The sequence below is a fragment of the Arthrobacter sp. NPDC058127 genome (genome assembly GCF_042884555.1).
GTDB lineage: Bacteria > Actinomycetota > Actinomycetes > Actinomycetales > Micrococcaceae > Arthrobacter.
In genome coordinates this window covers 22,102-41,660 of the sequence record NZ_JBHVTT010000008.1, presented here as the reverse complement: position 1 = coordinate 41,660, position 19,559 = coordinate 22,102, and the positions used below count along the sequence as shown (strand labels likewise).

15 protein-coding genes and 1 pseudogene are annotated in these 19,559 nt (G+C 63.4%); 5 read left to right on the top strand and 11 right to left on the bottom strand.

Going from position 1 to position 19,559, the window contains the following annotated elements:
* Window position 1 precedes the first annotated feature (1 nt).
* Window positions 2-1,147, bottom strand: a complete 1,146-nt coding sequence (locus ACFVTG_RS12705) for a helix-turn-helix domain-containing protein (RefSeq protein ID WP_390280890.1) — start codon at window positions 1,145-1,147, stop codon at window positions 2-4.
* A 167-nt stretch (window positions 1,148-1,314) separates the two neighbouring features.
* On the opposite strand from ACFVTG_RS12705, the gene ACFVTG_RS12700 reads away from it, so the two are divergent.
* The 5 genes from ACFVTG_RS12700 to ACFVTG_RS12680 all read left to right on the top strand — a co-directional run bounded on the left by ACFVTG_RS12700 (window position 1,315) and on the right by ACFVTG_RS12680 (window position 7,798).
* Window positions 1,315-2,949 (top strand): amidohydrolase, encoded by a 1,635-nt coding sequence (locus tag ACFVTG_RS12700; RefSeq protein WP_390280888.1) that lies wholly within the window; start codon window positions 1,315-1,317, stop codon window positions 2,947-2,949.
* Between the two features lie 32 nt (window positions 2,950-2,981).
* Window positions 2,982-4,292: an MFS transporter gene (locus ACFVTG_RS12695; protein WP_390280886.1), complete on the top strand. Its 1,311-nt coding sequence runs from the start codon at window positions 2,982-2,984 to the stop codon at window positions 4,290-4,292.
* A gap of 145 nt (window positions 4,293-4,437) precedes the next feature.
* On the top strand, window positions 4,438-5,643 hold the full coding sequence (locus ACFVTG_RS12690; protein ID WP_390280884.1) for an aromatic amino acid transaminase: 1,206 nt from the start codon (window positions 4,438-4,440) through the stop codon (window positions 5,641-5,643).
* Window positions 5,640-6,425 carry an SDR family NAD(P)-dependent oxidoreductase gene (locus ACFVTG_RS12685; RefSeq protein ID WP_390280882.1) on the top strand — a complete coding sequence of 262 codons (786 nt, stop codon included), beginning with the start codon at window positions 5,640-5,642 and terminating at the stop codon, window positions 6,423-6,425. Before ACFVTG_RS12690 ends, ACFVTG_RS12685 begins: the two co-directional genes overlap by 4 nt.
* Window positions 6,422-7,798 (top strand): FAD-binding oxidoreductase, encoded by a 1,377-nt coding sequence (locus tag ACFVTG_RS12680; RefSeq protein WP_390280880.1) that lies wholly within the window; start codon window positions 6,422-6,424, stop codon window positions 7,796-7,798. Before ACFVTG_RS12685 ends, ACFVTG_RS12680 begins: the two co-directional genes overlap by 4 nt.
* A 198-nt stretch (window positions 7,799-7,996) precedes the next feature.
* Here ACFVTG_RS12680 and ACFVTG_RS12675 read toward each other — a convergent pair whose 3' ends face one another.
* The 10 genes and pseudogenes from ACFVTG_RS12675 to tal (ACFVTG_RS12630) form a co-directional block, all read right to left on the bottom strand.
* Complete coding sequence (locus ACFVTG_RS12675; RefSeq protein WP_390280878.1) at window positions 7,997-9,478, bottom strand: mannitol dehydrogenase family protein; 1,482 nt, start codon at window positions 9,476-9,478, stop codon at window positions 7,997-7,999.
* A gap of 119 nt (window positions 9,479-9,597) precedes the next feature.
* Window positions 9,598-10,713 (bottom strand): transaldolase, encoded by a 1,116-nt coding sequence (tal, locus tag ACFVTG_RS12670; protein ID WP_390280876.1) that lies wholly within the window; start codon window positions 10,711-10,713, stop codon window positions 9,598-9,600.
* Window positions 10,714-10,871: 158 nt separating this feature from the next.
* On the bottom strand, window positions 10,872-11,879 hold the full coding sequence (locus ACFVTG_RS12665) for a LacI family DNA-binding transcriptional regulator (protein ID WP_390280874.1): 1,008 nt from the start codon (window positions 11,877-11,879) through the stop codon (window positions 10,872-10,874).
* 155 nt (window positions 11,880-12,034) lie between these two features.
* On the bottom strand, window positions 12,035-12,697 hold the full coding sequence (locus tag ACFVTG_RS12660; RefSeq protein ID WP_390280872.1) for a nucleoside/nucleotide kinase family protein: 663 nt from the start codon (window positions 12,695-12,697) through the stop codon (window positions 12,035-12,037).
* Window positions 12,698-12,814: 117 nt separating this feature from the next.
* Entirely contained in the window at window positions 12,815-13,732 is a 918-nt protein-coding gene (locus tag ACFVTG_RS12655) for a carbohydrate ABC transporter permease (protein ID WP_390280870.1), read from the bottom strand.
* Window positions 13,729-14,697, bottom strand: a complete 969-nt coding sequence (locus tag ACFVTG_RS12650) for a carbohydrate ABC transporter permease (RefSeq protein ID WP_390280868.1) — start codon at window positions 14,695-14,697, stop codon at window positions 13,729-13,731. Before ACFVTG_RS12650 ends, ACFVTG_RS12655 begins: the two co-directional genes overlap by 4 nt.
* 63 nt (window positions 14,698-14,760) lie before the next feature.
* Window positions 14,761-16,113, bottom strand: coding sequence for an ABC transporter substrate-binding protein (locus ACFVTG_RS12645; protein ID WP_390280866.1), 1,353 nt, complete (start codon window positions 16,111-16,113; stop codon window positions 14,761-14,763).
* A 400-nt stretch (window positions 16,114-16,513) separates the two neighbouring features.
* Window positions 16,514-17,126: pseudogene (locus ACFVTG_RS12640) on the bottom strand (AGE family epimerase/isomerase).
* 293 nt (window positions 17,127-17,419) lie between these two features.
* Window positions 17,420-18,382, bottom strand: coding sequence for a sugar phosphate isomerase/epimerase family protein (locus ACFVTG_RS12635; protein ID WP_390280864.1), 963 nt, complete (start codon window positions 18,380-18,382; stop codon window positions 17,420-17,422).
* 6 nt (window positions 18,383-18,388) lie between these two features.
* The gene (gene tal, locus ACFVTG_RS12630; RefSeq protein ID WP_390280862.1) at window positions 18,389-19,504 is read right to left on the bottom strand and encodes a transaldolase; all 1,116 of its coding nucleotides are present in this window, start codon (window positions 19,502-19,504) and stop codon (window positions 18,389-18,391) included.
* Window positions 19,505-19,559: the final 55 nt, after the last annotated feature.

The window sequence follows — 19,559 nt, the reverse complement described above, 5'->3', positions numbered from 1 at the left end:
CCTATTCCGATAGAGGAGCAGCCAGGGCGAGCACCGCAAGTGCGGCCTGTCTGGGTATGCTCAGGTCGATCCCCACGAGATCCTCAAACGCTGCCAAACGCTTCACGATGGTGTTCCGGTGGCAGAACAGCAGATCCGCAGTTTCCTTGATCGAACCGGTAGCCAGGTATGTCGTCACTGTTTCCACAAGCCGGTTGCGCGTCTCCGCGTGAATCGCGCGCAAGGCAGCGAGATCCACCGGAAGCAGGTCCGCGGGCAACGCGTCGCTGAGTGCCTTCCACGCCACTGCCGGCCAACCGTCTCCAATGGTTACCGGTTCGGGAGCAAGACCGGTCCGCGTGCGGACGATTGACAAGCCGGCCTGGTTTGCGTCCTGAATGCGGCTGGTCCCGCGGATCTGCCGGAGGACTGCTGCGCGCACACCCTTAAGTTCGGCGAGCAGGTCATCATCTCCGGCGACGCGGAAGTGGCACGTTCCCCCCGGCATTTCATGAACATACACGCCTCTGCCGAAACGGCCGCAGAGGGTGCAGTGGGCGTCATGCGGACCAAGTTGGACCACGACGTCGAACAGTCCCTCGCGCGGTATCCCCAGTTCGGAGGAAAGTGTTACGAGTTCGTCGCGATCGGGGCGCTGGCTGTCGAATATCCGGGCGATTGCGCGCTGCCGGCGCCGCTCGCTGGAACGCTGGAGGGCTTCCTGCTCGCGAAGGTACGAACGTTGCACCTCGCGCACATGCCATTCAACGAGGCTGAGCACGGCATCCGTGTTTCGTACCAAGCATGCGGCGGCCTCGCTGCTGGCGATCTGGCGCAGCGCGTTCCAGATCACGCGGGAGTTGGTGCGGACTCCTTCCAGAAGCTGCTCGGCGGGAACTCCTTGCCGGGCGCGGCGACGGCCGAGTTCGGCGGGCAGTTGCTGCAGCTCGGGGTCCAGCGGCTGGCCGGACAGGAGGATCAGGTACATCTCCATCGTCGAGGCGACCAGCGCGTCCAGTTCGTCGCGGGGTACTTTCCCGGAATAAATCACGTTGCCGTCGAACCTGGCCTTGAAGTCCTCGACGAGCAGGGGCTTGCGTTCACGAAGAAGCTCAATCAACTCAAGCCATTCCGGGTCGTGCTGCAAGGCGCTCGTGTTAGGGGTCATCGGTCTTATCCAATCTGGCATCACCAAGTCTCAGATGTGCAAATATACACCAAATCGCCCTCTTTCCGGGCTAGATGAACCTTGAACGTGTCCACTTGTCCATGTTTATCTGAATCAATCCCTTTTTCGGGGTTAACAAAGAGCACCGGCAAAGGAGTCGTTGGGCGATGATCGTCGACCTGATCCTGGAAAACGCAAGAATCTATACAGGAGACCCCGCACGGCCCGTGGTTGGCTCCATCGCTGTACTGAACGGCCGCGTCGCCGCATACGGAGACGAAGTCAACGGGCTGCTGGCCCTGGAACGGGTCGATCTCCACAACCGTGTGGTGCTTCCGGGCTTCAATGACGCCCACGCGCACAGCGTCTGGTTCGGCATGACTCTGATGGAAACCGACCTGTCCGCCGTCGGCTCCCTTGATGACCTCTACCGCATCCTCGGCCAGAAGGCCGCCTCCACGGATCCCGGTGAATGGATCGTGGCCTCCGGATTCAACCCGGTCCTACTGCACGGGGCCCTGCCTGACCGGGACATCCTCGATCAGGTCACGGGCGGCCGGCCGGTATGGATCAAGCACGCCTCCGGACACTCCTGCCAGCTCAACGGCGCCGGCATCGCCCGCGCCGCCCTCCTGGACCACGTCCATGCGCCGATCGACGGCGGTCGCATACTCGTCGACGATTCAGGGCGCCCCACCGGCGTCCTGGAAGAGCGTGCAATGTCGCTCATCCGCGACATCCTCCTGCCCTACCCAATCTCCGACATCGAGCAGGCCCTGGACCTGGCCACCGCCCAATACGCGAGGGAAGGACTGACGAGTGTCACCGATGCCGGGGTCGCTGCAGGTTGGATCGGGAACGCCCCGGGCGAGCTCGCGGCCTACCAAAACGCACGGGAGAAGGGGTTGCTGCGGACCCGGATGCAGGTCATGCCCACCATCGACGCGCTGAACATCCTTCCCGGCCATGTGGATGAACCGACCCGAAGGGGCGTGGGAACGGGCGTCCGCACAGGCTGGGGTGACGACTGGCTGCAGTTTGGGCCGGTCAAGGTCTTCACCGACGGGTCGATCCTCGGACGCACGGCGCAAATGAGCGACCACTACGAGGAATGCCCCGGTAACCACGGCTACCTCCAGGAAGACGCCGAGACCATGCGAGAGCGCGTACTGGCCGCATACGCGGCCGGCTGGTCCCTGGCACTGCACGCCGTAGGGGATGCCGCACTGGACTTCGCCCTCGATGTCATCGAAGAAGGCATCGCCCGCCACGGAACCCGTCCCGTGCCCAACCGTGTGGAGCACGGCGCCGTCGTTCGACCGGACCAGGTGGATCGACTCGCGAAGCTCGGGGTTGCCTGCGTCGTCCAGCCCGGCTTCATCCGGACCTTCGGCGAAGGAATGCGCCGGGCCGTCGGCCAGGAACGCAGCGAGTGGTCCCATCGGGGCCGGAGTTTCCTCGAAGCAGGGATTCCGCTCGCCTTCAGTTCCGACCGCCCCGTAGCCCCCGGCGCGCCCCTGGCCGGCATCCAGTCCTTTATCGAACGGATCACCGAAGACGGGCTGCCCTACGGGCCCAACGAAAGCATCACCGCCGAGCAAGCGGTAAGGGCCGCCACCGAGGGCTCCAGCCGCGTCACCGGCCAACAGCGGCACAAGGGACGGTTGATCGAGGGCCAGTTGGCCGACATGGTCGTCCTGGAGGCACACCCTGCCGAAGTCAACGTGCCGGAAATCCACTCCATCCCCGTGCTTGCGACCATCGTGGGCGGCGCTTTTACCCACCGTGTCGACGAGCTCTAATCCCCACTCCCAACTCACTCCGAAGGAATGCCATGAGCATCGAAACCAACAAGGATGCCGGCCAACGACCCCCAGCGCGTACCAAGCCCCGCATGGTACGCACGGCAGTGGTCGTCGGTACAGCACTTGAGCACTATGACTTCTTCCTCTACGGCACAGCCGCAGCGCTGGTCTTCAACAGCCAGTACTTCGCTGGCCAGAATCCGCTTGTCTCTTCCATGGCGGCGTTCGCAACTTTCGCTGTCGGTTTCGCCGCCCGGCCTCTCGGCGCGGTCGTGTTCGGCCATCTGGGTGACACGATCGGCCGGCGCCGCACCCTGATCATTACCCTGCTGCTGATCGGCATTTCAACGGGTGCGATTGGCCTTATCCCGAATTACCTGACCATCGGCGTCTGGGCCCCGATCATGCTTGTCAGTCTCCGTTTCGTTCAGGGCATCTCCTTCGGCGGCGAATGGGCAGGGGCGGTCATTCTCGCCTCCGAACACGCCCCTAAAGGCAAGGAGGGCCGATACGCCAGCCTTCCGCAGCTCGGGTCCCCGATCGGCAACATCATTAGCTCAGGCGCCTTCCTGGCCTTGGGCCTGCTGCCGGCCCAGACCTTCAGCGCGTGGGGTTGGCGCATCCCGTTCCTGGCCGCATTCCCCTTGCTAGCCGTCGCACTCTGGGTTCGCGCGCTCGTGGAGGAGTCTCCCGCCTTCAAACAAGTGGCCGCCCACGATGAGATCGCGAAGGCTCCCGCGCTCAAAGTGCTCCGTACCGCCCCCGGTGCAATGATGACCGCTGCAGCGCTGGCGTTCATCTCCATCGGCGGGTTCTTCCTCGTCACCACCTTCGCGATCAGCTACGGAACCGGAACGGTCGGACTAAGCTCCAGCACCATGCTCACGGCCACTCTGTCGGCGGCCGCCCTGCAGATCGTCACAGTCATCGTAACCGGACGCCTCGCCGATCGGATCGCCCCCATCAAGATTGCGCTCTTCGGATGTATCGTCGCAGGAATCCTTGCAGTCCCCGCCGTTTTCGCCCTCGCTTCGGGGATACCGGCCCTTGCCATCCTGGCAATCGTGGTGATCATCCAGCCGATCGCGGTCACCTACTCCGTCACCGGCGTGATCCTGCCGATGCTGTTCAGCGCCGACATCCGGTACAGCGGCGTCGCGCTCGGCTACAACATTGCCGGATTCGTCGGCGGATTCGTCCCGTTGGTCGCCACGGCTTTGCTGTTGGCCTCCGGTTCGCAGGCCTGGCCCATCGCCCTTCTGTTGTTCGTGATCGCGCTGATCTCCATTGGCGGAGCACTCGGTGCCCGTCGGCGGATCCAAAAGCTGCAGGCGTCATGAACTTCTTCAAAGACCGTGCTCGGAGACACGGCACAATGGCCACTTCGCCCAGCTTTGACGGCGGCTCATCATGAAGCCGCGGGCCCGGGCTCTCGCCCCGGCAACAACCAAACCGATCCACCAGCACACACTCCCGAGGAGAACCTTGCTCAGCCAGCTTCCCGTCCCCATTCCCGACCCGCTCTGGGCAATCGCCCACGCCTGCCGGACTGATCCGCGGCCCGGCCGCCTCGATCTCGTTGTCGGGGTCTACCGGGACGATGACGGCGCAACCCCCGTCATGCGTGCCGTGGCGTCGGCGGAGCGCCGCCTTGCCGATCGCAGTGATTCAAAGGCGTACGTCGGCTTCTCCGGCGACCCGGTGTTCTCCACGCAGATGGCCCGGCTTGTGCTCGGCACCACGGGCCAAGGACGCACGACGGCAGTACAGGCCGTCGGCGGGACCGGTGCCTTGCACATTCTGGCCAGGCTTGCCGTCGTATCCCGGCCCGGCGCCCGCATCCTCGTCGGCTCCCCCACCTATGTGAACCACGAACAGGTCTTCCGTACCGCAGGTCTTGAGGTCATCGCATTTCCGTTCCTGGACGATGCAAAGCGGCCCTCGCTTCAGGCGATCCTCGACGCCGTGGGGCGCGCCCGCCGCGGTGACTTGCTCCTGATACAGGGCTGCTGCCACAACCCGACGGGCACGGATCTGGAAGCCGCGGACTGGGCGGCAATCACTGAGGCGGTACTCGTCGCGGGGGTGGTTCCGTTCATTGACGTCGCCTACTACGGACTCGGCAAGGGGCTCGACGAAGACCTCGCCGGGCTGCGATACCTCGCCGAACGTGTACCGGAGACACTCATCGCCGTCAGCGGCGCCAAAGCGTTCGGGCTGTACAACGACCGCGTCGGGGCAGCCTTGGTCCTCTCCGACCCTGCCGATGTCGGGACTGCGCACGGAACCCTTGAAGGTATTGCTCGTGCCGAGTATTCCCAGCCTCCGCACCACGGTGCTGCAATCGTCGCTGAGATCCTCGGTGACGCCGAACTCCGGGCCGAATGGGCCGCCGAACTGGACTCGATGCGCGTCCGCCTGAACACCCTACGTGCAACGTTCCTTGACCGCCTTGACCCACGGATAGGTGAACGGCCCGAATGGCAGGCCCTGCGCAACCACCTGGGCATGTTCACCACGCTCCCCTTTGGACCCCGGGAGATGGCGAAGCTCCGCGACGAGTTCGCCATCTACGCAACCGACGGTGGACGGGTGAACATCGCCGGCCTACCGGCCGGCAGAGTGGATGAGCTCGCGGCTGCCGTCAGCTCGGTGGCGCTGGCAACGGCCAAGGAGCTGCAGGCGTCATGAGCTTGTTCAATGACCCTGCTGCAGGGGAAACCACCGGTAATGCCGGTGGCTTGCGTGTCGCTCTTGTCACCGGGGGTACGTCCGGAATCGGTGCCGCGATTGCCGCTCGTCTGCGCGCCGATGGCCTCCGCGTAGCGATCACCGGAAGGACCGCACCGCCCGGGCTGGACGCCACGGATCCGAACCTCCTCTTCCTCAAGTACGACCTCACCGAACCAGGGGCCCCGGCGAAAATCGTCGACGATGTCATCGCACGGTTCGGCAGGTTGGACGTGCTCGTCAACAACGCCGGCCGCCGCCACGCCGGAACAATCCAGGAAACCCCACTGGAGGAAATCGCCGCGGTGTTCGAAGTCAACACCTTCGCCGCCATGGCCATGACCTCGGCCGCGGCGCGCGTCATGGCAGCACAGCACGAGGGCACGATCGTGAACATGATCTCCCGCCTGGCAACGATCGGCGTCGCCACCCTGTCCACCTACAGCGCCTCCAAGGGAGCCCTGCTGGCCTACACCCGCGCCGCCGCCATCGAGCTTGCCCCCTCCAACATCCGGGTCAACGCGGTCGCCCCGGGGATGACGAGCACCCCGTTGATCGATGACTGGCTCTCGGACCAGCCCGACCCCGGTCAAGCGCTCAACGCCGTCGTCGACTCCGTGCCCCTGGGCCGGCTCGCAACAACCGAGGACGTCGCTGCCGCCGTGTCCTACTTGGCATCCCTCGACGCCCGATACATCACCGGCATTTCCATCCCCGTCGACGGAGGATACACAGCACAATGACCACTTCCCAGCAAACTCCGTATGCTGTCACGACCGGTGACCTCGCCTTTTTGGCCGGCCTGACAACCGTTCACACGGACAGGCCCACGCTGCAGGCACACGCGCGCGACTCGTCCCGCGCAGTGCCGCAGGGCCTGCCCGCTGCGGTCGTCGTACCAGCGTCAGTGGAAGAGGTGGCTGAAACGCTGAAGTGGGCCAACGATCACGGCGTCCCGGTCTCCGTTCGGGGGGCGGGGACCGGTTTAAGCGGTGGGGCCGTCGCTTACCGCGGAGGCATCGTGGTGTCCTTGGCGGCGCTGACCCGTCTGGACATCGACGCCGAGAACCTGACGGCTACGGTCGGTGCCGGCGTCGTCACCTCCCACCTTGACGATGCGGCCCGGCCGTACGGACTGATGTATGCCCCGGACCCGGTCAGTTCCGAATGGAGCACCATCGGAGGAAACATCGCCACCAACGCCGGAGGTCCACGGTGCCTGGCCCACGGTGTCACCGCCGACGTCGTCATGGCACTTGAAGTCGTACTTGCCGACGGGCGGATTGTCCGAACAGGGTCCCGGACCGTGAAGAACAGTACGGGATACAACCTCACCGGCCTGTTCGTCGGCTCGGAAGGTACCCTCGGTATCATTACCGAGGCCGTTGTCCGTCTGGATCCCAGACCAGCGGGCCACCCGGTTGCTTTCGCCGCGGCGTTTTCCGACCTCGGCGACGCCGGCAGGGCCGTCGCCGCGGTCCTGAGCCGGTGTCCAAGACCTGAATCGCTGGAATTGATGGATTCAAACACCATCGGGTTGGTCGCCCAACATTTCCCCGATGAGGACACGCCTGCGGGCGCGGCCGTCATCGTCGGCGAATACGCCGATCCTCACGCAGCCGAATACGCCTCCGCCCTGCTCGCGGTGTGCCGGCAACATGATGCCGAAACAGTGACCGGGCCCCGGGCGGAAAACCTCCTGCGGACCAGGAAACGCGTCAATCCCGCACTGAGCGCGAGCGGCCTTACGGCCTCGTGCGACGTTGCGGTCCCCATCACCCGACTTGCCGACATCCTCGGCAAGATCGAAAGCCTGTCGCAAGCCTTCGGTATGCAAGTGAACACCTTCGCGCATGCCGGCGACGGAAACCTTCACCCCGCCGTCGTCGTTCCCAATGGTGATGAACGTGCTCTCGAAATAGCAGAGGACTTGCTGGGCGCCATCACCCAGGCCGCCCTGGCCATGGGCGGAGTGATCTCGGGCGAACACGGAATCGGCTCCCTGAAACTCCATCACCTGGACGCTCAATACGACCCAGCGACGCGATCGTTGCAACGCGAGATCAAAGCCCTGCTCGACCCGCACGCCATCCTCACCCCCGGACGCGCAGTCTGAGCGAGCCAGAACAGCCGGCCAAAGCGGTCTACCGCTCCCATGCGTAGCGGTCGTGAGTTATCTAGGTGTCGGAAAGCCGAGACAGGTCCGCGCGGTGGACCCGAGACAGCTGCCCGGTCGGTAACAGTGCCGAAGACTACGACGATCTCCTGATTCCCTGGTGGGGTCCCGGGCCCGAGGAAGAACGCGGGGTCGCACCTATGGAGTGTCCGCTAGCGTTTCGAGCGTTGCCCTGGCTCCGACGTCGTGGAGCTTCTCGAGTGCTGCGACATAGGCCTTCACGAAGTACTCGTTGTCTGCGAGATCGCCGAAGACTTCCCGGTCCCTGATGAAGGCAAGCGGGTCCTGGCGCTGTCTTGCTGCGGCTGCCATCAGGGTTTCCTTCAAGCGGTCCACGACGTCGATGGCTTGGCCTTGCTCATCGGTTCCTTCGTCATATCGAGCCCAGCTGGCCACTATGGCTGCGGAGCGGCTGATGTCCCCGCCGTTTTCGAGGTTCGTCAGCACCACGGGAAGCAGGAACTTCGGGATTCGGTCTGAGCTTTCAGCGCACAGGCGGGCCAGGGTGTCCCGGACGTTCTCGTTGGAAAAGCGTTCGATGAGCGTTCGCTTGTAGCGGTGAAGGTCGATTCCGGGGACCGGTTCCAGGGTAGGCGTCGCCTCTTTGTCCATGTAGTCAAGGACGAATTGTGCGAAGAGGGGGTCTTGGCATACTTCGTGGGCGTAGCGGTAGCCGGCAAGGTAGCCGAAAAAGCACAGCGCCTGGTGCCCGGCGTTCAAGAGACGGAGTTTCATGAGCTCGTAGGGCTCCACGTCTTTCACTAGTTGCACTCCGGCCTTTTCGAACGGTGGGCGTCCGAGGCTGAAGTGATCTTCCAGGACCCATTGTTCGAATGGCTCGCAGACCACAGGCCACGCGTCGTCTACCCCGAATTCTTCGCCGATGGCCAGGCGGTCTTCGTCGCTCGTGACAGGCGTGATCCTGTCAACCATGCTGTTCGGGAACGGGACATGTTCTTCGATCCAGGCACCCAGCTCAGGGTCCTTGAGCGAGGCAAAAGAGGTGAACATCTTGCGCGCGACGTCGCCATTGCCCTGGATGTTGTCGCAGGACATTACCGTGAAGGGTGCCAAACCGCGCGCCCGCCGCCGCGAGAGCGCTTCGGTGACCAGCCCGAAGACAGTCTGTGGAGCAACTCCGGGCAGGAGGTCGTGGACGACGTCGGGGTTTTCACGGTTGAATTCGCCGGTAACGTGGTGGACGTTGTAGCCGCCTTCGGTGACGGTGAGCGAGACGATCCGCACTTCTTCGGAGGCCATCTTTTCGATGACCGCTTCTGGGTCATCGGGAGCGAAAAGGTATTCGATGATGGAGCCGATGACCCGTGCTTCCCGGGTGCCGTCGGGGTTCTTCAGCACCAGAGTGTAGAGGCAGTCCTGGTCGTCCATCACCTTTTTCATCCGGGCGTCCGAGGGCAGCACTCCGACCCCGCAAATTGCCCAGTCGAACGCATGACCGCTGTTCATGAGACGGTCCAGGTACATTGCCTGATGGGCGCGGTGGAACCCGCCGACGCCGAAGTGGACGATACCGGCCGTCAGCACGGAGCGATCGTAGGCCGGCGTACCTACGCTCTCGGGGAAATGTTCCAGGGCGTCTTGCCTCAGTCGGGAGGTCATACGAAACACCTTTCAAGTGAGCTGCTTCCTTAAGAAACCACGGGGATGGCGAGGCGTCCTTGCCTGAACGAGCAGCATCCGTTCAGGCGGCCTTTCAACTGCTGGTTGCCGGATCGGGTCTAGGCGGAGGGACTACGTTCCAGGGCGCGCTCGACGTCGGCGAGCAGTTCCTTCCAGCTGGCGACGAACTTGTCCAGGCCCTCGGACTCGAGGACCGCGACGACATCGTTGTAGGAAATGCCCAGGCCCTCCAGTGCGTTGAGGACGCCGTCTGCTTCCTCATAGGTCCACGTGACAGTGTCACCGGTGACCACGCCGTGATCAAACGTGGCGTCAAGGGTCTTCTCCGGCATGGTGTTCACCACGCCGGAGGCAACGAGTTCGGTGACATACATGGTGTCCGGGTAGGCCGGATCCTTGACGCCGGTGGAGGCCCACAGCGGACGCTGCGGCAGCGCGCCGGCCTCGGCCAGGACTGCCCAGCGCCCGGTGGAGAACAGCTCTTCGTAGACCTGGTAGGCGAGGCGGGCGTTCGCAACACCGGCCATTCCTTTGAGGGACGCGGCCTGAAGGGTGCCGATGGCGTCCAGGCGCTTGTCGATCTCGGTATCCACGCGGGAAACGAAGAAGGACGCCACGGAGTGGATCGTGGAGAGGTCGTGGCCGTTCTCCTTGGCCAGCTCAAGGCCGGACTGGAAAGCGTTGATGACGGCGCGGTACCGCTCCAGGGAGAAGATCAGGGTCACGTTGACGCTGATGCCCTCGGCCAGGGTTGCCGTGATGGCCGCGAGACCTTCCAGGGTTGCCGGGATCTTGATGTGGACGTTGTCCTTGTCGACCTTCTTGTACAGGTGCTTGGCCTCGGCGATAGTGCCTTCGGTGTCCCACGCCAGGCGGGGGTCCACCTCGATGGAGACACGGCCGTCCACGCCCTTGCTCGCCGCGGCGACCGGGGCGAAGAGGTCGCAGGCATCGGCGACGTCGCGGGTGGTGATCTCGAAGACAGTCTCTTCAACGGACGCGCCCTTTGCGGCCTCTTCGGCAATCACGGCGTCGTAGTCGCTGCCGGCCGTGATGGCGGCGTGGAAGATGGACGGGTTGGTGGTGACACCAACGACGTTCTTCTCTTCGATGAGCTTGCGCAGGCTGCCGCTGGAAAGGCGTTCCCGGGAAAGGTCGTCAAGCCAGATGGACACGCCGGCGTCGGAAAGCTGCTGGGTGGGAGTCGTAGTCATTTCTTTTCTCCTGAATAAATAGGGTGATAGAAAAGTCGTCGTCTTACGCCGACTTATGGGCGCGATTAGTGACGACGGCTCCGCTCTTGCGGAGACGGGCTCATGCGCAGCGTGCGGCTGAGCCGTTTTGGCGTTAGGTGTTTTCTTGTCTTGACGTTCTAGCGGGTGCATCCGCAGGAGTGTCGGTGGTGGTAGACCGTGGGGATCCGGAGGATCTGCGGCGGGGCGTCCGATCCTTCGATGCGATCCAGGATGAGGTCCACCGCCTTGGCTCCCATGGCGTTGACATTCTGTTCGATGGCCGTCAAGCTCGGCTCGAACAGGTCCGCCCATTCAAAATCGTCGTAGCAGACGAAGGCCACGTCGCCCGGAACTTTCAGCTGCAGATCCTTGAGGGCTCGGAGCGTGCCGATCGTCATGGCGTTGTTCAACACGACCACACCGGTGGGCCTCGAATCGCCTGCACCGAAGATCCTCAGGGTCTCGGCGTAGGCGTCGTCGATGCTGGAATTGCCATGGCCGATCAGGGACGGGTCCAGTTCCAGGCCGGCTTCTTGGAGGGCCTGCCTGCAGCCTTCGAGCCGCTCGGTTGTGGACTGGATGCCGGGGATACCGGAAATGACGGCGATACGGCGGTGGCCAAGCTCGACCAGGTGCCGTGTGAGTTGCCTCGCCGGTTCGATATTTTCCGGTGCCAGCTGGTCGCAGTTCACGTCCTTGATGTGGCGGTCAATGAGGACAAGCGGGGTTCCGTGGCCGACGATCATTGGCAGAGAGGCTGTCTCGGCTCCGGGGGCCGGGGCGACGATCAGTCCGTCAAGCTGTCTGTCCAGGAATGATTCAAAGAGCCGCGCTTCCACGGCGGCATCGTCGTGGGAGTCTCCCATCACGAGGGTGTATCCGCGCGCGGAAGCACGCGCTTCGATGGCATGGACGAGGTTGGCGAAGTATGGGTTGCGCAGCGCGGAGATGCTGACGCCGATCGATTTGGTTCGGGACGTCGCCAAGGCCGTGGCCAGCGCGTTTCGTTGATAGTTTGTGTCGCGAATGGCCTTGAGGACACGTTCCCGGGTTTCCGGGTTCACCGGCCGGGTGTCGTTGAGCACGTGGGAGACCGTGGTTACCGATACCCGGGCAGATTTCGCCACATCCGCCATGGTGCCCATGATCTTCCTCCTCCTTCGTGGTTCTCTTAGCAACAATAGTCGCGCAAGCGCTTTCGGTGCGGAATTGGAGCTTCTCCTGTTCACTGTGCTGTGCATTTGTGTGGCCTGTCTGTTCAGGATCGAGGCTGTCGGGGTGCAAGCGGGGCCGGACATGCTCACGCCCAACGGATGATCCGGTCGGCCCGGTTCCGGGTGGATTCGATCATGCCGGCATTAGCCTGGTCAGGCCCCAGCGTCCAGGCTTCGGCCGCGGTCCGGTCCATTCCGAAGGCCATGTGGCGTTCGACGAGCCTGGATACCCGGAGTTCTGGTGGGCTTTCAACAAACCAGATCTCATCAAGGAGTGTGCGCACCTCTTTCCACGGCCCTGAGTCGGCGAGCAGGTAGTTCCCTTCGGTGATCACGAGCTGCATTGATGCGTGAACGGCGATGGACGCGGCGATTGGTTCGTCGATGTCCCTCCGGAAATCGGGGGCAAAGACTATCTTTTCCTGTTGCTCTTTGATGCGTCTGAGAAGGGACAGGTACCCGCCACCGTCGAAGGTATCGATAGCGCCTTTCCTGTTTTTCAGAGGGGTGCCGTCGATGATGGAGTTTGCGAGGTGGAAACCATCCATTGGAACCACGACAGAGGCGTCGGGGGCGGCGAAGTCCCTTAGCCTGGCCGCAAGCGTGGATTTGCCGGAGCCGGGAGCTCCGACGATGCCGAGCATGAAACGGGTTCCGTTTGCGAGCTTTGCCCGGAGATCTTCGACAGCCTCATCGGCACCGGGCGATCCGAAGACGCTGATTTGCTGTTCCTGTTGCAACTGCGTCACCAACCGGAGAGCGCGGAGGTGCGCGTTGTCGACGGTAGCGATCTGCTCCCGCGGGCAGCTGAAGTGGCGGATGTTGTCATCGAAGTAATCCTCTGGGAGTCGGAATGGACGTGATGGTTATTTGACGGCGCCGAGCGAGAGGCCCTGGACGAGTTTGTCCTGGGCTGCGAAGCCGGCGAACAGCACCGGGAGCGAGATCACGACGGCGGCCGCGCAGACTTTCGCGAGGAACAGGCCTTGACTGGAGACAAAGCCCGTGAGGAACACCGGGGCAGTGCCTGCGATGACGCCGGTCAGGACCCGCGCCAGGAGGAGTTCGTTCCAGCTGAAGATGAAGCAGATCAGAGCGGTGGCGGCGATGCCGGGCATCGCGACGGGGGCGATGATCTTCCGGAGCGTCAGGAGCAGGCCTGCGCCGTCGATCTGCGCGGCTTCGAGCATCTCGACGGGGACTTCGGCGAGGAAGGAGCGCATCATCCACACGGCGATGGGCAGGTTCATGGATGTGTACATCAGGATCAGGAACCAGATGTTGTCCAGTGCTCCGGCGGTCTTGGCGAAGAGGTAGAGGGGCAGGATCGCGGCGACTACCGGCATCATTTTTGTGGAGAGGAAGAAGAACATGACGTCTGTCCATTTCTTCACCGGCCGGATGGACAGTGCGTACGCGGCCGGGATGGCCAAGACCAGGACCAGGGCCGTGGAGAGGATCGACGCGGTGGCGGAGTTGATCAGCGGCGGCCAGGGGCTCACACCTGAGGTGGCTCCGAAGAACTCCTTGTAAGCGTCCAGGGTGAGGTTGGCGGCAACCGATGGGGGGTTCGTTGCGGCGTCGTTTTCAGAGTGGAAGGACGTCAGAACCATCCACAGGACCGGGACGGCAAACAGCAGGGCCAGCAGCCAGGCGGCGAGCCCGGCGGCGGTGTTGTTGCGGGTGGGGTCCATGAGCGACTTGCCGCGGCGGCGGGATCCGCCGTCGAAGCCGGCGGTGGGGTCTGCGGTGTTGCGGGGTGCTGCAGGGGTGAGGGTGCTCATCGTGCTGCCTCCTTCTTGAAGAGCGAAAAGACGGTGCGGAGGGCGAAGGTGGCCACGATGATGGTGCCGATGACCACGACGACGCCGGCGGCGGAAGCCAGGCCGTATTCGTTGGCGAAGTAGAAGGTCTGGTAGATGGCGTAGGGCAGGTTGGCGGTGCCCAGGCCTCCGGAGGTGAGGGTGAAAACGGCGTCGAAGTTCTGGACGATGTAGATGGCTCCTAGCAGTCCGCCGAGTTCAAGGTACTGGCGCAGGTGCGGGAGCGTGAGGTGGCGGAAGATGTCCCAGCTGCTGGCTCCGTCCATCTGGGCTGCTTCCGCGGTGTCCATCGGGCGGGACTGCAGGCCCGCAAGCAGGATGAGCATCATGAACGGCGTCCACTGCCAGACCAATGACACGACGACGGCCGCCAGCGGTGCCTGGGACAGGAAGTCCGGCTGGGGCGGGGTGTTGCTGCCGAAGAGCGACCAGACCCAGGTCAAGGTTCCGTTGATCAGCCCGTAGGTGGGGTTCAGAAGCGCGTGCTTCCAGATCAGGGCCGCGGCCACCGGGACCACCAGGAAGGGTGCGATAAGGAGGGTCCGTGCCAGCCCGCGGCCGATGAACTTCTTGTCCAGCAGCAGCGCCAGACCGAGCCCGATGACCAGGCTGGCCAGAACCACCGAGACGGTGAGGATGATGGTGGTGAAAATCGCCTGGCGCAGATCCGGATCGGTGAGGACCTGGACGTAGTTGCCGAAGCCGGCGAATCCGGTCTGGTCGGGGCGCAGGCTGTTCCAGTTCAGGAACGAGATGATCAGGGTCACCACGAACGGGAGCTGGGTGACGATGATGAGGAAGATCAGTGCCGGCAGCAGCGGCGCGCGCCGGGCCCAGGCCAGGGCGCGTTCACGTGCCCTGGCATTCGTGGAAGGTTTGGGGGCGCCGTGCCCGGAACGGGGTATGCGCGCTGTTGCGGTAGTCATGGTGTTCTCCTGCAGTGCTGTGGCCCACCTGGCGGCGGGGCCACAGCACCGGTTGGTGGGGTGTTACTTGGCTTTGTACTTGTCGCCGATTTTTTGTGCCGCTTCCTGACCCTTCGCCAGCGCATCGGCCACGGTGCCCTGCCCGGCGATGGCCGAGCTCACACCCTGGGAGACCGTGGTGCCCAGGTCGGCGAATTCAGGAATGCCCACGAACTGGATTCCGATGGCGGGACGGGCCTGCACTCCGGGGTTCTTCGGGTCGGTGCTTTCGATGGCGGTCCGTTCGGCCTTGAAGAACGGGGCGGCCTTCTGGAAATCGGCGTTGTTGTAGGTGGAAGCCCGCTTGCCGGACGGGACCTTCGCCCAGCCCAGTTTCGAGGCGGCGAGTTCTTCGTACTTCTGGGAGCTGGCCCAGGCAATGAACTTGCTGGCAGCGTCCTGTTTTTTCGAGGCGGCCTGCACGCCCCAGGACCAGGTCCACAGCCACCCGGAGGATTTGGTTTCCTTCACGGGGGCCTGAACGTAGCCGATCTTGCCCTTTACCGGGGATCCGTCAGCTTCAAGGGAACCGGCCGCCGAGGTGGCGTCGTACCACATCGCTGTTTTGCTTTGGCTCATGTTGGTCAGGCATTCGGTGAACCCGGCCTGGGCGGCACCGGCTTCGCCGTGTGCGCGCACGAGGTCCACGTAGAACTGGGTGGCTGCGGTGAATTCGGGGGCGTTGACCTTCGCGTTCCAGTCTTTGTCGAACCAGGTCCCGCCGAAGGTGTTGACCACAGTGGTCAGGGGTCCGAAGATCTCGCCCCAGCCGGGCTGGCCGCGAAGGCAGATGCCCTTCATCCCGGGGGCGGCGCCGTCAACCTTGGCCGCAAGGTCGGCCACCTGATCCCAGGTGGGGTTCGCCGGCATAGTCAGGCCCTTGGCATCGAAGATGTCCTTGCGGTACATCAGGAAGGAGGACTCGCCATAGAACGGCTCTCCGTAAAGTTTGCCGTCCTTGCCGGTCAGCGAGGCGGTGTAGGCCGGGAGGATGTCCGACTGGTTGAACGCCGCGTCCTTGGTCAGGTTATCGAGCGGGGCGAGCCATCCGTTCGCGGAATAGAAGGGGATCTCGTAGTTCGACAGGGATGCGACGTCGTATTGTCCTGCCTGGCTGGAGAATTCCTGGCTGATCTTTGCCCGGACGTCGTTCTCCGGCAGCACGGTGTAGTTGACCTTGATGCCGGTTTCCTTGGTGAAGTTATCCGCCGTGAGCTTCTGCAGGTCTTCCATCTGCGGGTTGTTCACCATCAGGACGTTGATGCTGCCCTGGTCGCCGGCCGAACTGCTGCCGCCTGCACCGGAGCAGGCCGACAGGGCAAGAGCGAGAGTGACGGTGCCGACCGCGAAGGCGGCGGCATGGGACTTGGGTCGCATAAGGACTCCTTTGTACCTAAGGGTTGGGGAAAGTGCTGATCTGCCCGCGCCCAGCGAGATAGGGCGGGAGAACGAAATCGGGTCCGGCACCCGCTTCGTTGTTGCATGGATCACACTACTGGCTCGCAAGCGCTTGCGCAAGCGCTTGCGAGCATTCTTGGATGATCTTCCCCCTCCTACTTCCTTTCTCCGTTTTGTCCTCGCGGTACTGGCCTGGAGAGAGAACTAGGTCTTTTGTCAGATTCCTACAACGCGTCGCCCCGCGTTCACATCTTTGGAAAGAAGACATCTCCGGTACCCGCTTCCAATTGCAGTTGAGAAGGGGTGGAGACGCCCCTCGTTCCGGACTCCCCCGTAGGGGCGCACTTACCCGGGTATTAGTAGTGTCTGTTCAGATGGATCACAGGGTGCAGGCTCGGTCGTTTGAGATCTGCATTGGGCAGCGCAAGGGGGCGATCTGCCTTAGCGTGTGGCTATTCGACGCAGGGAATGGCGGCGCTTTGGAGAGCCCCCTAGCGTCGGCGTAAGTGTTGCTTGGACGCGTTTGTAAGGACTCAGGGCTTCCGAATTCGCCGTCCCAGGATTCGTAGAGAGCTCCGGCTTCCTCCGACCAGAACCGAGTCTGCAGGACATCGGCGACGTTCTCCGTCAGCTGTTCAGCGCCCGGGACGCCCGCGGTGGCTGCGGCGGACGCCGCCAATGCAATGAAGCAGGTAAGCGCGTTTGCGCTGGGACGAAGGCGTCCCAGCGAGCGAAGCCACATAGCCGCCAAACGTCTCGTCCCGCAAGGATCCAGCCAGACTGGCAACACCGTGGGAGGCATAAGTGCTGGCACCGGGCACTTCCAGCAGGGCGGCGATAGCGAAGCAAAAGGTCATTCGAGCGGATACGAAGCATGCAGGGGCCTGACTCTTGTCGACCCTCCCGAAGCGGTCAAGGAAACCAAACCCGTCCAGAATCCGCGCAGCCTTTGCGAACTCAATCAGACTGTTGACTTCCTGCCGATTCGTCATCTTCGAGAGTCTGGTGTAAGTCTGCAAGGCTGCCCATTCATGCTTCGTACTGGAAGAGTCCGGGGATAGCCGAGGACTGGTGACCCGAAGCTGGTTGGTCCATGTGCCGATGCATCAACGGACATGCACTCCCCCGATCGTGCTCAGAAAAACCTCAGCGATGAGCTGAGACACAGGCGCGTTTTCGATGACCCCGCGGGAAAACCGCTGTTGTTCGGCACAATGCTCTCCTTGTTTTGAATGTCTCGTTTATTCTCACCCGACAGCTTGCCGTCACGCGGTGACGGGTGGTTTCAGCAAGATGCGGCCGTCGAAGCGACGATACGATCGGCCGATGCGGCGCGTTGCTCCCGCAGGAACGCTGCGGCATGCCGTGCCACTTCGATCGGGTCGTTCCAGGGGTTGCGCCACAGGCCGATATTGTCGCAGGTGGCGGTCGACACGATGGAGGAGGAGAATGACTCGAAGGTCAGCGGACCTTTGTAGCCTGACGAGGCGAGTGCCCCGAACAGGCCCGGCCAGTCGATTGAGCCGGTTCCGAGTCGGCCGCGGTGGTTCTCGGCGATATGCATATAGCCGAGCAGCGCGCCCGCATCCCGCACCGCGTCTGCCTGCGAGAGTTCCTCGATATTGGCGTGATACGTGTCGATATGCAGCAGCACGTTCGCGGCGCCGCGTTCTTTCAGATCACCGATGAACGCGGCCGTCTGCGCGGCAGTGTTCAGCAGGTTGCTTTCGTAACGGTTGACGTACTCGAGGCCAATCCGCACGTCCGCCTCGTGGGCGAAGGCTGCAACGCGGGTAAGGACGGCGAGCGAGTTTGCGCGGGAGGCTTCGGTCGCCGGATGCAAGTATTTCGTCATCGCGGAAAAGGTCACCCCCCCGACGTAGTGCGCCCCGATCTCTTGGGCGAAGGCTACGGCGTCGAGAAGCTTTTGCTCGCCGCGGGCCGAGACCCTCGCATTGTCGATGTTGATGTCCGTGTCGACACCCAGCGCTAGGGAGACTACGGCGTCGAGTCCGTTGTCATCGAGCAGGGCTCGGGTGAGAGCGGATCCGGCGGTCGCGCCCGCCGTGCCGGTCGAATCTGGTAAAGGGATCTCGATCAGATCGAACCCGGCCCGAGCGCTTTCCTCGATGGCGGCACGCGCCGATGTGGCGGACCAGTCATTCACCCACACGCCTGCGTGGATGCCGAGCGGATTGGCCAAAGAGTGCGCCGCACGGTCGAACGGGATGCTGGAATCGAACGACATGGACTCCTAGGACCCCTTCTTAGCGGTGGCGAGGGCGCCTTCGACGTCGGCCAGAAGTTCCTTCCAGGAGGCCACGAACTTGTCCAGGCCCTCGGATTCGAGGATTGCGACGACGTCGTTGTAGGAGATGCCCAGGCCCTCCAATGCGTTGAGGACGCTGTTTGCTTCCTCGTAGGTGCCGGAGACGGTGTCACCGGTGACCACGCCGTGGTCAAAGGTGGCGTCGAGGGTCCTCTCCGGCATGGTGTTGACGACGCCCGCGGCGACCAGTTCGGTCACGTTCAGGGTGTCGGGGTAGGCCGGGTCCTTCACGCCGGTGGAAGCCCACAGCGGGCGCTGCGGGAGTGCGCCGGCCTCGGCCAGGACTGCCCAGCGCCCGGTGGAGAACAGCTCTTCGTAGACCTGGTAGGCGAGGCGGGCGTTGGCAATACCGGCCATTCCTTTGAGGGATGCGGCCTGAAGGGTGCCGATGGCGTCCAGGCGCTTGTCAATCTCGGTGTCCACGCGGGAAACGAAGAAGGACGCCACGGAGTGGATCGTGGAGAGGTCGTGGCCGTTTTCCTTGGCCAGCTCCAGGCCGGTCTGGAAGGCGTTGATGACGGCGCGGTACCGCTCCAGGGAGAAGATCAGGGTCACATTGACGCTGATGCCCTCGGCCAAGGTTGCCGTGATGGCCGCGAGACCTTCCAGGGTTGCCGGGATCTTGATGTGGACGTTGTCCTTGTCGACCTTCTTGTACAGGTGCTTGGCCTCGGCGATCGTGCCTTCGGTGTCCCACGCCAGACGGGGATCCACCTCGATGGAGACACGGCCATCCACGCCCTTGCTCGCTGCCGCGACCGGGGCGAAAAGGTCGCAGGCATCGGCGACGTCGCGGGTGGTGATCTCGAAAACCGCCTCTTCAACGGTGGCGCCCTTCGCTGCCTCTTCGGCAATCACGGCGTCGTAGTCGCTGCCGGCCGTGATGGCGGCGTGGAAGATGGACGGGTTGGTGGTCACACCAACCACATTCTTCTCTTCAATGAGCTTCCGCAGGCCGCCGCTGGACAGCCGTTCCCGGGAAAGGTCATCAAGCCAGATGGACACACCGGCATCGGACAGGGCTTGAGTGGGGGTCGTCATTTTCATTTCTCCTGGAATTTCAGAGTGCGGGCGGCAGAGACCTGCCGAGCATAGG